Source organism: Streptomyces sp. NPDC102514, assembly GCF_055584525.1.
Genome location: NZ_JBVJLW010000002.1, coordinates 564,982 through 579,836, shown reverse-complemented (window position 1 = coordinate 579,836; position 14,855 = coordinate 564,982). Strand labels below are relative to the sequence as shown.

Annotated in this window: 12 protein-coding genes; 9 read left to right on the top strand and 3 right to left on the bottom strand. The window is 70.6% G+C overall.

The window, feature by feature from the left end:
* Nucleotides 1-55 precede the first annotated feature (55 nt).
* From ACZ60E_RS07465 to ACZ60E_RS07455, 3 genes are all read left to right on the top strand, one after another.
* Nucleotides 56-994 (top strand): beta-ketoacyl-ACP synthase III, encoded by a 939-nt coding sequence (locus ACZ60E_RS07465; protein WP_385833356.1) that lies wholly within the window; start codon nucleotides 56-58, stop codon nucleotides 992-994.
* Between the two features lie 150 nt (nucleotides 995-1,144).
* The gene (locus tag ACZ60E_RS07460; protein ID WP_384804774.1) at nucleotides 1,145-1,825 is read left to right on the top strand and encodes a GntR family transcriptional regulator; all 681 of its coding nucleotides are present in this window, start codon (nucleotides 1,145-1,147) and stop codon (nucleotides 1,823-1,825) included.
* Nucleotides 1,826-1,873: 48 nt separating this feature from the next.
* Entirely contained in the window at nucleotides 1,874-2,554 is a 681-nt protein-coding gene (locus ACZ60E_RS07455; protein ID WP_453793668.1) for a TetR/AcrR family transcriptional regulator, read from the top strand.
* 99 nt (nucleotides 2,555-2,653) lie between these two features.
* Here ACZ60E_RS07455 and ACZ60E_RS07450 read toward each other — a convergent pair whose 3' ends face one another.
* From ACZ60E_RS07450 to ACZ60E_RS07440, 3 genes are all read right to left on the bottom strand, one after another.
* Entirely contained in the window at nucleotides 2,654-4,285 is a 1,632-nt protein-coding gene (locus ACZ60E_RS07450; RefSeq protein ID WP_469438902.1) for an FAD-dependent oxidoreductase, read from the bottom strand.
* A 50-nt stretch (nucleotides 4,286-4,335) separates the two neighbouring features.
* On the bottom strand, nucleotides 4,336-5,307 hold the full coding sequence (locus ACZ60E_RS07445) for an AurF N-oxygenase family protein (protein ID WP_384804768.1): 972 nt from the start codon (nucleotides 5,305-5,307) through the stop codon (nucleotides 4,336-4,338).
* Between the two features lie 122 nt (nucleotides 5,308-5,429).
* The gene (locus ACZ60E_RS07440) at nucleotides 5,430-6,965 is read right to left on the bottom strand and encodes a flavin-containing monooxygenase (protein ID WP_469438901.1); all 1,536 of its coding nucleotides are present in this window, start codon (nucleotides 6,963-6,965) and stop codon (nucleotides 5,430-5,432) included.
* Between the two features lie 411 nt (nucleotides 6,966-7,376).
* Between ACZ60E_RS07440 and ACZ60E_RS07435 the strand changes: the two genes are divergently transcribed.
* The 6 genes from ACZ60E_RS07435 (at nucleotide 7,377) to ACZ60E_RS07410 (ending at nucleotide 14,848) form a co-directional block, all read left to right on the top strand.
* Entirely contained in the window at nucleotides 7,377-8,558 is a 1,182-nt protein-coding gene (locus tag ACZ60E_RS07435) for an ROK family transcriptional regulator (RefSeq protein ID WP_107016858.1), read from the top strand.
* Between the two features lie 196 nt (nucleotides 8,559-8,754).
* Entirely contained in the window at nucleotides 8,755-10,272 is a 1,518-nt protein-coding gene (locus ACZ60E_RS07430; RefSeq protein ID WP_469438900.1) for a sugar ABC transporter ATP-binding protein, read from the top strand.
* Nucleotides 10,269-11,288 carry an ABC transporter permease gene (locus tag ACZ60E_RS07425; RefSeq protein WP_384804762.1) on the top strand — a complete coding sequence of 340 codons (1,020 nt, stop codon included), beginning with the start codon at nucleotides 10,269-10,271 and terminating at the stop codon, nucleotides 11,286-11,288. Before ACZ60E_RS07430 ends, ACZ60E_RS07425 begins: the two co-directional genes overlap by 4 nt.
* 113 nt (nucleotides 11,289-11,401) lie before the next feature.
* Nucleotides 11,402-12,439 carry a substrate-binding domain-containing protein gene (locus tag ACZ60E_RS07420; RefSeq protein ID WP_107016861.1) on the top strand — a complete coding sequence of 346 codons (1,038 nt, stop codon included), beginning with the start codon at nucleotides 11,402-11,404 and terminating at the stop codon, nucleotides 12,437-12,439.
* A 156-nt stretch (nucleotides 12,440-12,595) separates the two neighbouring features.
* Complete coding sequence (locus ACZ60E_RS07415; protein ID WP_469438899.1) at nucleotides 12,596-13,828, top strand: Gfo/Idh/MocA family protein; 1,233 nt, start codon at nucleotides 12,596-12,598, stop codon at nucleotides 13,826-13,828.
* A 15-nt stretch (nucleotides 13,829-13,843) separates the two neighbouring features.
* The gene (locus ACZ60E_RS07410) at nucleotides 13,844-14,848 is read left to right on the top strand and encodes a sugar phosphate isomerase/epimerase family protein (protein WP_384804758.1); all 1,005 of its coding nucleotides are present in this window, start codon (nucleotides 13,844-13,846) and stop codon (nucleotides 14,846-14,848) included.
* Nucleotides 14,849-14,855 lie beyond the last annotated feature (7 nt).

Genomic DNA, 14,855 nt, shown 5'->3' with positions numbered 1-14,855 from the left:
TGAGTACCTGATCAGACTGGTGAGTCCCGTTACCCCGGCAAGCAAGGGACCGCCCATGAACGGCTCACGCATCACCGCCGTCGGCCACTACCAGCCCGCCAGGGTTCTCACCAACGAGGACCTGGCGGAGCTGGTCGACACCAGCGACGAGTGGATCACGAGCCGGGTGGGCATCCGTACCCGCCACATCGCCGGACCCGACGAACCGGTCGACGAGCTGGCCGCGCACGCCGCCGCCAAGGCCCTGGCCGCCGCCGGCCTCACCCCCGAGGACATCGACCTCGTCCTGGTGGCCACCTCCACCGCCGTCGACCGCTCGCCGAACATGGCCGCCCGCGTCGCCGCCCGCCTCGGCATCCCGTCACCGGCCGTGATGGACCTGAACGTGGTGTGCGCGGGCTTCACCCACGCGCTGGCCACCGCCGACCACGCCGTACGGGCCGGCGGCGCGACCCGCGTCCTGGTGATCGGCGCCGACAAGATGTCCGAGGTCACCGACTGGACGGACCGCACGACCTGCGTCCTCGTCGGGGACGGGGCGGGCGCCGCCGTCGTCGAGGCCGCCGAGGAATCCGCCATCGGACCGGTGCTGTGGGGCTCGGTGCCCGAGATGGGGCACGCGGTACGCATCGAGGGCACCCCCGCCCGGTTCGCGCAGGAGGGCCAGAGCGTCTACCGGTGGGCCACCACCAAACTGCCGGCCATCGCGCGCAAGGCCTGCGAGCGCGCCGGAGTCACCCCCGAGGACCTCGCCGCGGTCGTGCTGCACCAGGCGAACCTGCGGATCATCGAGCCCCTCGCCGGGAAGATCGGCGCCGTGAACGCCGTCATCGCCCGCGATGTCGTCGAGTCCGGCAACACCTCCGCCGCCAGCATCCCGATGGCCCTGTCCAAGCTCGTCGAACGCGGCGAGATCTCCACCGGCGACCGCGTCCTCCTCTTCGGCTTCGGCGGCAATCTCTCGTACGCGGGTCAGGTCATCCACTGCCCGTGACCTGCGGGTCCTGCGGAGTGTGACGAGGCCAACTCCCCCTCGGCCTGGCCCTTGTGCGCCGTAGACTGTAGACGAAAGACAATTGATACTGGCTTTCAGGCTGCCGTGCCGTCGGCGCACACGCCGCCACTGCCCAGGAGGGGGACCGCGATGTTGTCGACCGGACTGCCGCAGGGGTCCGTGCCGAAGCTCGAACGGCCGGGTCCGCTCAGGGACCGCGTCTACGAGGCCCTGCTCGAACTGATCACGACACGCGCCCTCCAGCCCGGTCAGCACCTGGTCGAGAGTGAACTGGCCGGCCACCTCGGCGTCTCCCGGCAGCCCGTGCGCGAGGCGCTGCAACGGCTCAACACGGAAGGGTGGGTCGATCTGCGGCCCGCCCAGGGCGCGTTCGTGCACGAGCCGACCGAGGCGGAGGCGGACCAACTCCTCACCGTGCGCACGCTGCTGGAGGCCGAGGCCGCGCGGCTCGCGGCGGCCAACACGGGCACCTCCGGCATCGCCGACCTGGAGGCGCTGTGCGCCGAGGGCGAGGCGGCCGTGGCCGCCGACGACGTGGACGCCGCGGTCGCGACGAACGCCCGCTTCCACGCCAAGGTCATGGACCTCGCCGGGAACACGGTCCTTGCCGAACTGGCCGCGCAGGTCGACCGGCGCGTGCGCTGGTACTACACCCCGGTCGCCCGGCAGCGCGGGCAGCAGTCCTGGATCGAGCACCGCGACCTGATCGCCGCGATCGCGGCCCGCGACGAACAGCGCGCGACCGAGGTCATGCGCACCCACACCGAACACACCCGCACGACGTACCACGCCCGCCCGCGTGACCAGTAGTGGTTCGTCGCGTCCGTGCCCTCGCCGGGACGTCGATAGTGTGGCGAGATGGCTGACAGAACCGGCGGCGAGCCGCAGACCGACGGGCGCTCCACCCGCTGGGACGACCACAAGGCGCAGCGACAGCTCGACCTGGTGGACGCGGCGGTGGCCCTCATCGAGGACGAGGGCACGCGCTTCAAACTGCAGCGGCTGGCGGAGCGCGTGGGGCTGCCGCGATCGGTGCTCTACCGCCACTTCAAGGACCGCGCCACGCTGGACGAGTTGATCCGCCGACGGGTGGTGGAGTCGTTCATGCGGGGGATCGAACCCACCCTCACCTTCGACGGGACGATCGAGGAGTCCGTACGGCGCGTGGTGGGCGCACATCTGGACTGGGTGTCCCAACACCCGCGCCTGTACGCCTACATGGGCGTCGGGGAGCACGCGATGGGCGACGGGTCGCTGGTCGCGGACACCAAGGCGGCCATCGCGCTGATGCTCAGCGACCGGTTCGGCGACGTGCTCAAGGCACTGGGGGTGCCCGAGGCGCCGATCCGTTCGGTGGCGATCGGCATCGTGGGCTTCGTGGACACCTCCGTCAACCAGTGGGTGCGCGACGAGCAGCGCGAGCTGTCCGAGGAGGAGCTGCGCGAGATGCTGTGCCGTTCGGTCTGGGCCGTGCTGGACGCGACACTGCGGAACCTGGGCGTGCAACTGTCGCCGCAGCAGCGCGTGGCGGATCTGTAGGCGTTTTCAGCCGGATCGGCGGTGGGCTTGAGCCTTCCGCCCCGGACTGTGCGGGGTCGGCGTGGGTGCCGGCCGCGTGCTCCCCGGGCCTTGTGGGTCTCAGCCGCGTGCCGCCGTCGCCGGGACGGCCTGTGCGGCCCGGTGCAACGACTCGGTGTCCGTGAACTTCACACGCGGACGGCCCTGGGCCTCGCCCGCCGCCCGTTCCGCGCGGTCTATCGCACGCCAGGCGTCCAGACCCAGCGCGTCCACTCCCAACGCGTCCGCCGACGTGCTGACACCGCCGCGCACCGGCTGTGTCAGGCGACCGGCGGCGAAGTCGTCCAGGAGGGACTCGACCGTCTCGTGGGCGCAGGTCTTGTTCGTCCCGATGAAGCCGGTGGGCCCGCGCTTGATCCAGCCCGCGACATAGACGCCCGGCTCGACCCTGCCGCCCTCGTGGGGGACGGTCGCGCTGTCCTCGTCGAAGGGCAGGCCGGGGACGGGCCGGGCGCGGTAGCCGACCGAGCGCAGGACGAGGCCGGTCTCCAGGGCCTGTGTCCCGCCGGTGGGCAGGGCGCGTACGGAGCCGTCCTCGTCCGTGTGCAGCGCGGTGGCGGTGACCTCCAGGGCCCGGACGGAGGTGTCTCCGGTGAGCCGGACGGGACTGGTCAGGAAGCGCAGCACGATACGGCGGCGGCCCCCGGCCGGCGTCCTGGCGGCCAGCCGCGACAGCAGCCGGGTCTTCTCGGTGGCGGCGGGGTCCAGGCCGTCCGGCCAGCCCTCGACGCGGACGTCCACGTCCTCGATGGCGGACAGGGCGAGGAGTTCGGGCACGGTGAAGGCCGCCTGGGCGGGGCCGCGCCGGCCCAGCAGAACGACCTCACGGACCTTGCTGGCGCGGAGCGCGGCGAGCGCGCGGTCGGAGATGTCGGTACGGGCCAGGACGTCGGGGTCGGCGGTGAGGATGCGGGCGACGTCGAGAGCGACGTTCCCGTTGCCGATGACGACGGCCCGCTCGGTGTCCAGGTCGTACGCGTCGTGCGCACGGTCGGGGTGGCCGTTGTACCAGGCGACGAAGTCCGTCGCGGAGGCGCTGCCCCGCAGGTCCTCGCCCTCGATACCGAGGCGCTTGTCGGTCGCGGCGCCCACTGCGTAGATCACCGCGTGGTGCTCGCGCAGGAGATCGGCGTGCGTGAGGTGGGTACCGACCTCGACGCCGAGGCGGTAGCCGAAGCCGGGCTGGGACTCGATGGTCCGGAAGAGCTGGGTGACCTGCTTGGTGTCCTGGTGGTCCGGTGCAACACCGGCCCGCGCGAGACCGTACGGCGTGGGGAGGCGGTCGTGGACCGTGACGCGTACACCGGGATGGCGCAGCAGCTCGTCGGCGGCGAAGAGACCGGCGGGACCCGCGCCGACGACGGCGACGGACAACTCGCCCGCCGGGAGCGCGCGTTGCCGGGGCACGACGTACATGGGTGTGCGGTCGGCGTGCGGGTTCTCCTTGTAGTAGGAGGCGTTCAGTTCCAGGAACGGCAACTCGGGCTCGCCGAGGGCCGTATGGGGCTTGAGCGCGTCCACCGGGCAGGCGGTCGTGCAGGCGCCGCAGTCCACGCAGGTGAGCGGATCGACGTACAGCATCTCGGCCGTCGCGAACCCGGCTTCGCCCGGCGCGGGGTGGATGCAGTTGACCGGACAGGCCAGCACGCAGGAGGCGTCGGCGCAGCAGGATCGGGTGACGACGTACGGCACGGCGGGCTGGTCTCCGTTCGGGGGAAAGGCGAGGCGCGACTGGTGGCGGCTCAGTCGGTGTGCAGGGCGGCGGGCTCACCGCGGAAGCGCGCCGGGCGGCCGTCGATGCGCAGGGCCTTCCACAGGGGCCGGGACACCTTGTTCATCAGGCCGATGTCCTGGGCGAGCATCCGCACGTCGGAGAAGAGGTCGTGGAGCATGCGCTGCCCGGCCTCGGACTTCCAGAAGACGTCCTTGACCACCCAGGCCGGGATGCCGACCTGCGCGGCGGACTTCCGGTCGGGGATCATGATGACGTCGCACAGGGACCGCATGATCAGCGGGAAGAGGACGGACAGGGCGCCGCGGCGGACCTTGCCGAAGCGCGGCACCCGCAGACGCAGGAACTCATGCGCGAAGGAGATGTGCCGGGCCTCCTCGGCGATGTGGATCTGCATGATCCGCTGCGGGAGGGGGTGCACCGGCTCCCCGCTGCGCAGGGCGCCCTTCTGCAGATGGTCGATGGGCTCCTCGCCGGCCAGGATGCCGGTGAAGAACGCCTCGGGGTAGAGCGAACCGGCCAGCGGCAGGATGCGGCTGAGCTGCCGGAACCAGCGCTTGCCGCCCGCGGTGTCCACGCCGGTGCGGTTGACCAGCTCCTGGAACATCTGGGTGTGGTGGGTCTCCTCGGTGATCTCGTGGGTGAGATACCTGAACTCCTGGTCCCGGTTGTCCAGTTGGTAGATGTAGTCGAGGGCTCCGCGCATGAGGAGGTTCTCGAACTGCATGCCGACCTTCGCGATCACCGCCCAGCGCCAGATCCCGATCCGGATGCGGGCTTCGAGCGACTGCTCCTGGTACCAGGGGTGGGCGCCCAGGGCGTCCGCGCTGGTGAGCACCCAGCGCGGGTCGTCGAGGTCCACGGCGAACTCGGGGTCGTCCCACCTGATGTCGACGAAGGCGTTGAAGTTGACGTTCACGGAGCCCTCGGACAGGGTCCGCAGGCGCTCGTCGTAGAGCTTCCTGGTCAGGTGCGCTGTCATCTTCGTCCTCGGTTGTCTGCTCGGCCGCCATGGGGGGGGAGGCGGGTGCGCGGGCCGGTGCGTTGCTGTGCAGTCGTACGGGGCTGGGGGCGGGGTTCTTTTTTGGGGGGCGGGTCGGACGGTCAGGCGACGCGGGGGGCTTCCTGGGCGCCGGCCGCGGTGTCCGTCGCGGGCGTGCGTACGGAGGTCTGCGGCCCCGCCGTGGTGAAGTGCAGCGGGCCGTCCTCGATGGGGGCGTCCCGGAGCATGGCGCGGTCGCGGTAGTAGCTGTTCCACAGTCGCCACGGGGCGCGGGTGCCCTGGCGCGGCATGACCTCGTCGGCGCGGGTGATGTAGCCGGAGGTCAGCGCCTCACCCATGACGGAGGCCGCCGAGCGGTCACCGTCGGAGGCCACCGGGGTGGCCACGTCATGCCCTTCGCGCCGCATGTGCGCGATGAGCCGGGCGGTGTAGTCGGCCGCCAGGTCCGCCTTCAGGGTCCAGGAGGCGTTGGTGTAGCCGATGACGAGGGACATGTTGGGGACGCCCTCCAGCAGGACCGCCTTGTAGAGGACGCGGTCCTTGACGTCCACCGGGCGGCCGTCGACGGTGAGCGCCATGCCGCCCAGGAGGCGGACGTTCAGGCCCGTGGCGGTCACGACGATGTCGGCCTTCAGCTCCTCGCCGGACTTCAGCCGGATGCCGTCGGCGGTGAAGGTGTCGATGTGGCCGGTGGCGATCGACGCCTTCCTGCTCCTGAGCACCTTGAACAGGTCGCCGCCGGGGACGACGCACAGCCGCTGGTCCCAGGGCTTGTACGCCGGGCTGAAGTGGCGCATGTCGACGCCCTTGCCGGCCCGGACCCGGACCAGCCCGAGAAGAATCCTGCGGGCGAGACGGGGGTACTTGCGGCAGAAGACGTAACTCCCGCGCTGCAGCGCGATGTTGCGGGCGCGGGCGATCCTGTGCGTCAGCCGGGCCGGGGCGCGCAGCAGCTGCAGGACCCGGGTGAGCGGGTCGATCTCGGGCAGCCCGAGGACGTACGTGGGGGAGCGCTGCAGCATGGTGACGTGTGCCGCGTCGTCGGCCAACGCGGGCAGCAGGGTGATGGCGGTGGCCCCCGAACCGATGACGACCACGCGCTGCCCGTGGTGGTCGAGATCGGCCGGCCACTGCTGCGGATGGACCAGGGTGCCCCGGTAGTCGGCCTCGCCCGGGAACTGCGGCCGATAGGGGGTGTCGTAGTCGTAGTAGCCGGTCGATCCGATGACGTAGCCCGCGCTGTAGGACTCGCGCGCGCCGGTGCTCTCGTCCTCGACCTCGACGGTCCAGCGGCCGGTGGCGTGCGAGAAGTCTGCGCCGATCGCCCGGCGGCGGAAGCGGATGCGCTCCAGCACACCGTCGTGGGCCGCGGTGTCCTCGACGTACTGCCGGATCTGCGCGCCCTCGGCGAGGATGCGCGCGTCGTGCCAGGGGCGGAACCCGAATCCGAAGGTGTGCATGTCGGAGTCGGAGCGGACACCGGGATACCGGAAGAGGTCCCAGGTGCCACCGACGCGGGCACGGCGTTCCAGGACGACGAGCGACGCGCCCGGGACGGCACGCAGTACGTGGCATGCGGCACTGACACCGGAGATTCCGGCGCCGATGACCAGGACGTCGACGTGCTGCTGCTCCATCGCGAAGGATCCTCACTGACGACTGACGACTGACGGCTACTCAGAAACATGGCTCGACTTCAGCGCGCTCCCCGCAATTTACCTGCGACACCATGTTTCAGATACCCCCGGTAACGTGTCGTAAATCACAGTGGCGACCTCGCGGATGGTCGATTCGCGCCGGTCTGCACCCCATCAGGGGCGCGGGGAACTGCGCGACCAGCCCCGACGCACCCGCAGCCAAAAAACCACCCCCGGGCGGAGCCCGAACTGCCCCGCGAGCCCCCGGCGCACGCTTCTTTGTCCACTCAGTGGAAAAAGTAGGAGGTAATTCCTGCGCAACTTCTTCCCACCCCCGGCAGCCACTGCTACGTTCCCCTCGAAAGACAACGACGGCGGTGCCGATGAGGCGGGGAGGGGCTCGTGAGACGTATGACAGCGCGACCCGGGAACGCCCACCAGGCGCGCCTGCTCAGACTGCTGCGTGACGGCGGCCCCAACTCACGGGCGCAGCTGGGGGATCAGGTCGATCTCTCCCGGTCGAAACTGGCCGTGGAGGTCGAACGGCTCCTGGAGACCGGCCTCGTGGTGGCCGACGGACTCGCCGCCTCCCGCGGCGGCCGCAGGTCCCACAACATCCGGCTCGCTCCGGCGCTGCGTTTCCTGGGCGTCGACATCGGGGCCACGTCGATAGACGTCGCCGTCACCAACGCGGAGCTGGAGGTGCTGGGACACATCAACCAGCCCATGGACGTACGCGAGGGCCCGGTCGCGGTCTTCGAGCAGGTCCTGTCCATGGCGGCGAAGTTGAAGGCATCGGGACTCGCCGAGGGGTTCGACGGCGCCGGCATCGGGGTACCCGGTCCGGTTCGCTTCCCCGAGGGTGTCCCGGTCGCCCCGCCGATCATGCCGGGCTGGGACGGATTCCCCGTCCGCGAGGCGCTGAGTCAGGACCTCGGCTGCCCCGTCATGGTCGACAACGATGTGAACCTGATGGCGATGGGGGAGCAGCACGCGGGCGTGGCCCGCTCCGTGGGCGACTTCCTCTGCGTCAAGATCGGTACCGGTATCGGCTGCGGGATCGTCGTCGGCGGAGAGGTCTACCGCGGTACGACGGGCAGCGCGGGCGACATCGGCCACATCCAGGCCGTACCGGACGGCCGCCCGTGCGCGTGCGGCAACCGGGGCTGCCTGGAGGCCCACTTCAGCGGAGCGGCCCTGGCCCGCGACGCCACGGACGCTGCCCACCAGGGACTTTCCCAGGAACTCGCGGCACGACTGGAGGCGGCGGGCGCCCTGAGCGCCATCGACGTCGCCGCCGCCGCTGCCGCGGGGGACGCCACCGCGCTCGATCTGATCCGCGAGGGCGGTACCCGCACCGGCCAGGTCATCGCCGGACTCGTCAGCTTCTTCAACCCGGGCCTGGTGGTCATCGGCGGCGGAGTGACCGGCCTCGGCCACACCCTGCTCGCCGCGATCCGCACCCAGGTCTACCGCCAGTCGCTGCCTCTCGCGACCGGCAATCTGCCCATCGTCCTGGGGGAGTTGGGCCCCACCGCCGGAGTCATCGGCGCGGCCCGCCTCATCAGCGACCACCTGTTCTCACCCGCGTAACACCCGCTTCCAGAGCCGCACACACGCCACTTCTCCCTGAGCCGACCCCGGAACCAGCAGCCAGTCACCAGTAAGCGTCTCTCCCAGAGCCGCACTCTTCCCGAGCCGCATTCCTTCCGAGCCGCCACCCACCTGGCTTCGCCCTGCCTCACTCCGCCCTGCCCTGAAACCGGCCCACATGCCGAGGGGAACCGTCATGGCACCAGAACCACCCCTTCTCACGATGTCCGGCATCACCAAGTCGTTCCCCGGTGTCCGGGCCCTCGACGGCGTCGACCTCGACGTCCTGACCGGCGAAGTGCACTGCCTGCTCGGCCAGAACGGCGCCGGAAAGTCCACGCTCATCAAGGTCCTGGCCGGCGCCCACCAGCCGGACGACGGCGCCATCGGCTGGCGCGGCGAGCAGGTCACCCTGCGCTCGCCGATCGCCGCCATGCGCCTGGGCATCGCCACCATCTACCAGGAACTCGACCTGGTGGAGGGCCTGTCGGTGGCCGAGAACGTCTACCTCGGCCATGAACCGACCTCCGCCGGATTCGTCGTACGCGGCAAGGACGCACGGGCCTCAACTGCCGCGCTCCTCAAGCGACTCGGTCACCCCGAGATCGATCCGGGGCGGCTCGTCGGTGAACTGTCCGCCGCCCACCAGCAGATCGTCTCCATGGCCCGGGCGCTCTCCCACGACGTACGCCTCATCGTGATGGACGAACCGTCCGCGGCCCTGGACCCGGACGAGGTCGACAACCTCTTCCGCATCGTCGGGGACCTCACCGCCGAGGGCGTCGCCGTCGTCTACATCTCGCACCGCCTGGAGGAGATCCGCCGCATCGGCGACCGGGTCACCGTCCTCAAGGACGGCCGCGCGGTGGCGAACGGCCTGCCCGCGAAGTCGACGCCGACCCGTGAGGTCGTCGCGCTGATGACCGGCCGGAACGTCGAGTACGTCTTCCCGCCGCGCCCGGGGCACCAGGACCTGCCCGAGCCGGTGCTTGAGGTCCAAGGTCTCTCGCGTCAGGGCGAGTTCGAGTCGCTCGACCTCACCCTGCGCCCCGGCGAGATCGTCGGCCTCGCGGGACTCGTCGGCTCCGGCCGCTCCGAGATCCTGGAGACCATCTACGGCGCCCGTAAGCCCAGCACCGGACAAGTACGGGTGCAGGGAAAGCAGTTGAAGCCCGGCAGCGTCCGGGCCGCCGTCGCCGCAGGACTCGGCCTCGCCCCCGAGGAACGCAAGGCGCAGGCCCTGCTGATGCTGGAGTCCGTCACCCGGAACGTCTCCGTGTCCTCCATGTCCCGGTTCTCGTACGGGGGTTGGCTGGACCGGACCGCCGAACGGGACGCGGCGCGCAAGGCGACCCGCGAACTGTCGCTGCGCCCGGACAACCCGTCCGCCCTGATCCGCACCCTCTCCGGCGGCAACCAGCAGAAGGCGGTCCTCGCCCGCTGGCTGCTGCGCGGCTGCCGGGTGCTGCTGCTCGACGAACCCACCCGCGGCGTCGACGTCGGCGCCCGCGCCGAGCTGTACGCCGTCATCCGCCGCCTCGCCGACGAAGGCCTGGCCGTGCTCATGGTCTCCAGTGAAGTACCCGAGGTCCTCGGCCTCGCCGACCGCGTCCTGGTGCTCCGAGAGGGCCGGGTCATCCACCGGGCGCCCGCCCAGGAGCTCGACGAACACCGCGTACTCGACCTCGTCATGGAAGGAAGCCCGGCGTCATGACGCAGCCCGTGTCCCCGCCCCGGGACGACACCCCGAAGCTGTCATCGCAGGCGGAGCGCAGCCCCTGGCGGGCGGTCGTGGCCCGCGCCGACGTCCGCACCCTGTCACTGCTCGGCGTGCTCGCCGCCCTGATCCTCATCGGAGGCATCACCAAGCCCGACGAGTTCCTCGACACCCGCAACCTCCAACTCGTCCTCACCCAGGCCTCGGTGATCGGTGTCGTCACCGTCGGGATGACCTTCGTCATCATCTCCGGCGGCATCGACCTGTCCGTCGGCGCGATCGTGGCCCTCGCCTCGGTCTGGGCGACCACCGTCGCCACCCAGGACTTCGGCTTCATGGGGGTCCTCTTCACGGCGGTGCTCGTCGGTGTCGGCTGCGGCCTCGTGAACGGGGTGCTGATCGCGTACGGCGCCATGGTCCCGTTCATCGCGACCCTCGCCATGCTCGCCTCGGCCCGCGGCCTCGCCCTGCAGATCACCGACGGCAACACCCAGGTCGTCACCATCGACGGCATCCTCGACCTCGGCGAGCGGGACTCCTACATCCTCGGTGTCCCGCCGCTGGTCCTGATGTTCGCGGTCGTGACGATCATCGGCTGGCTCGTGCTCAACCGCACCACCTTCGGCCGGCGCACGGTGGCCGTCGGCGGCAACGCGGAGGCGACCCGCCTCGCCGGTATCGACGTACGCCGCCAGCGCCTCTACCTCTACCTGCTCTCCGGACTGTGCTGCGGCATCGCGGCCTTCATGCTGATCATCCTGTCCGGCTCGGGCCAGAACACCAACGGCAACCTGTACGAGCTCGACGCGATCGCCGCCGCGATCATCGGCGGCACCCTGCTCACGGGGGGACGCGGCACCATCGTCGGCTCGGTGCTCGGGGTGCTGATCTTCACCACGATCACGAACATCTTCGCTCTGAACAACCTGCAGAGCGACGTCCAGCAGATCGCCAAGGGCGCGATCATCGTCGCCGCCGTACTCGTCCAGCGCCGCACCGCGAACACCACGTAGAGCCGCAGGTGAAGCAGCACACCAAGCAGTACGTGCAGCAGCACACGAAGCACTCCGCACAGCACCGCCCTGCACGACCCGAGGGACTCGCCTTGAGGAAAGGGACCACCGCCATGCCAGAGCTCACGAGCCGCAGAGGACTGCTCTTCGGCACCGCCGCCGTCTCGGCCGGTGTCCTCCTCGCCGGTTGCACCAGCAACGACTCCGACGACGAGCCGGCCTCCAACGACCAGCCCGCCGCCGACGACAAGAAGGGCAAGCAGGTCACCATCGGCTTCGCCGGCCCGCAGGCCGACCACGGCTGGCTCAACGCGATCAACGACAACGCGAAGAGCCGCGCCAAGAAGTACGAGGACGTGACGCTGGAGATCACCGAGGGCTCCAACGACACCGCGGCCCAGATCGGCCAGATAGAGACGCTGATCAACAAGAAGGTCGACGTCCTGGTCATCCTGCCCGCCGACGGCAAGGCCCTCACCCAGGTCGGCCTCAAGGCCATGCGGGCCGGCATCCCGGTGGTCAACCTCGACCGCATTTTCAACTCCCCGCAGGCGTACCGCAGTTACATCGGCGGCGACAACTTCGGCATGGGTCTCAACGCCGGTCACTACATCGGCGAGAAGCTCAAGGACAAGAAGAACGCCAAGGTCATCGAGCTGGCAGGACTCGACAACCTGGAACTCACCAAGCAGCGCACGGCCGGCTTCGACGCGGCCCTCAAGAACTACCCGAACATCAAGAAGGTGGCCCGCCAGGCCGCCGAGTTCACCGTCGAGTCGGGACAGGCCAAGATGTCCCAGCTGCTGCAGGCCCAGTCGAGCTTCGACGCGCTGTGGAACCACGACGACGACCAGGGCGTCGGCGCCCTGCGCGCCATCGAGCAGGCCGGCCGCGACGACTTCCTGATGGTCGGCGGAGCGGGCGCGCTGTCCGCCATGCAGGCCATCGAGTCGGACAACAGCGTCCTCAAGGCCACCGTCCTGTACCCGCCCACCATGGCCGCGTCCGCGATCGACCTCGCCCGCGCGCTCGGCCAGGGCAAGGGCATCAGCGGCCTCGCGGAGTTCGAGATCCCCTCGTCCCTGACGCTCTACTCGGCGGTCGTGGACAAGGAGAACGTCAAGACGTACCTGCCCACGGGGTTCAAGTAGAGCCCGGCCTCGTCGAGGGCGCCCGCCAGGGGCGCCCTCGAGGGGCGCGGGGAACTGCGCGACCTGCCATGACGAACCCGCAGGTCCCCACCCGCCGTAACCCGCGGAGCGCTCCGTACACCCCCACCGCGCCATGACGAAGAGGAGGACCTCCCGATGGGACAGCCGCAGCAGCCTGACGAGGAACAGGCCGGGGCGCAAGCCGGGGCACAGACGGGCAGACCCCCGCTGGGCGTCGGCATGGTCGGATACGCGTTCATGGGCGCCGCCCACTCCCAGGGCTGGCGTACCGCGGACCGCGTCTTCGAGCTACCGCTCCGACCCGTCCTCGCCGCCGTCTGCGGCCGTGACGCGACAGCCGTGAGAACGGCGGCCGACCGGCTCGGCTGGGCCGCCGCCGAGACCGACTGGCGCGCCCTGATCGCCCGCGACGACGTCGACCTCGTGGACATCTGCACCCCCGGCGACAGCCACGCCGAGATCGCCATCGCCGCGCTCGCGGCGGGCAAGCACGTGCTGTGCGAGAAGCCCCTCGCCAACACGGTCGAGGAGGCCGAGGCGATGACCGCGGCCGCCGAGGCCGCCGAGGCGCGCGGCCAGGTCGCGATGGTCGGCTTCAACTACCGCCGGGTGCCCGCTACGGCGCTGGCCAGGAAGATGGTCGCCGAGGGCCGCATCGGCGCACTGCGGCACGTACGGGTGACGTACCTTCAGGACTGGCTGGTGGACCGGGAGTTCCCGCTGACCTGGCGGCTGCGCAAGGAGACCGCGGGCTCGGGCGCGCTCGGCGACCTGGGCGCCCACATCGTCGACCTCGCGCAGTACCTGGCGGGCGAGCCGGTGACCGGGGTGTCCGCGCTCACCGAGACGTTCGTACGGGAGCGGCCACTGCTCTCCGGGGCGTCCAGCGGCCTCTCGGCGGCCGGCGGGGGCGAACTCGGGCCCGTCACGGTCGACGACGCCGCCCTGTTCACCGGACGGTTCGCCTCCGGAGCCCTCGCGTCCTTCGAGGCCACCCGGTTCGCGACCGGCCGCAAGAACTCCCTGCGCATCGAACTCAACGGCGAGAAGGGCTCGTTGGCCTTCGACCTGGAACGCCTCAACGAACTCCAGTACCACGACGGCACGGAGCCCGCCACGCACGCGGGCTTCCGCCGCATCCTCGTCACCGAACCCGACCACCCGTACCTGGAGGCCTGGTGGCCGCCGGGCCACGGGCTGGGCTACGAGCACACCTTCGTGCACCAGGCCCGCGACCTGGTCCACGCGATCGCGGGGGGCGGCCGGCCACTGCCGTCCTTCGCCGACGGGCTGCAGGTGCAGCGCGTGCTCGCGGCGGTCGAGGAGAGCGCCGAGAAGAACTCCGTCTTCACCCCCATAGCCAGCTGAGGAGGGCAAGTCCCGATGCCGCGCACCTTCACGCTCTTCACCGGCCAGTGGGCCGACCTGCCGCTCGAAGAGGTCTGCCGCCTCGCCCGCGACTTCGGTTACGACGGCCTCGAACTCGCCTGTTGGGGCGACCACTTCGAGGTCGACAAGGCTCTCGCGGACCCCGGATACCTGGACTCGCGGCGGGAACTGCTCGACAAGTACGGCCTCAAGTGCTGGGCCATCTCCAACCACCTGGTCGGCCAGGCCGTCTGCGACGCCATCATCGACGAACGCCACCAGGCGATCCTGCCCGCCCGCATCTGGGGCGACGGCGAGGCCGAGGGCGTACGGCAGCGGGCGGCGGCCGAGATCGCCGACACCGCGCGGGCCGCCGCGGCCTTCGGCGTCGACACCGTCATCGGCTTCACCGGCTCCGCGATCTGGCACCTGGTCGCGATGTTCCCGCCGGCCCCCGAGTCGATGATCCAGCGCGGCTACGAGGACTTCGCCGACCGCTGGAACCCCATCCTCGACGTCTTCGACAACGAGGGCGTGCGGTTCGCCCACGAGGTCCACCCCAGCGAGATCGCGTACGACTACTGGACGACCAAGGAGGCGCTCAAGGCGGTCGACCACCGGCCGGCCTTCGGGCTGAACTTCGACCCGTCGCACTTCGTCTGGCAGGACCTCGACCCGGTCGGCTTCCTCTACGACTTCCGCGACCGGATCTACCACGTCGACTGCAAGGAGGCGCGCAAGCGCCTCGACGGCCGCAACGGCCGCCTCGGCTCGCACCTCCCGTGGGGCGATCCCCGCCGCGGCTGGGACTTCGTGTCCGCGGGCCACGGCGACGTGCCGTGGGAGGACGTGTTCCGGATGCTGCGCTCCATCGACTACACGGGACCGATCTCGGTCGAGTGGGAGGACGCGGGCATGGACCGCCTCCAGGGCGCCCCCGAGGCACTCACCCGGCTGAAGGCCTTCGACTTCGACCCGCCCACCGCGTCCTTCGACGCGGCATTCGGCGGCAACGACTAGCCACCCC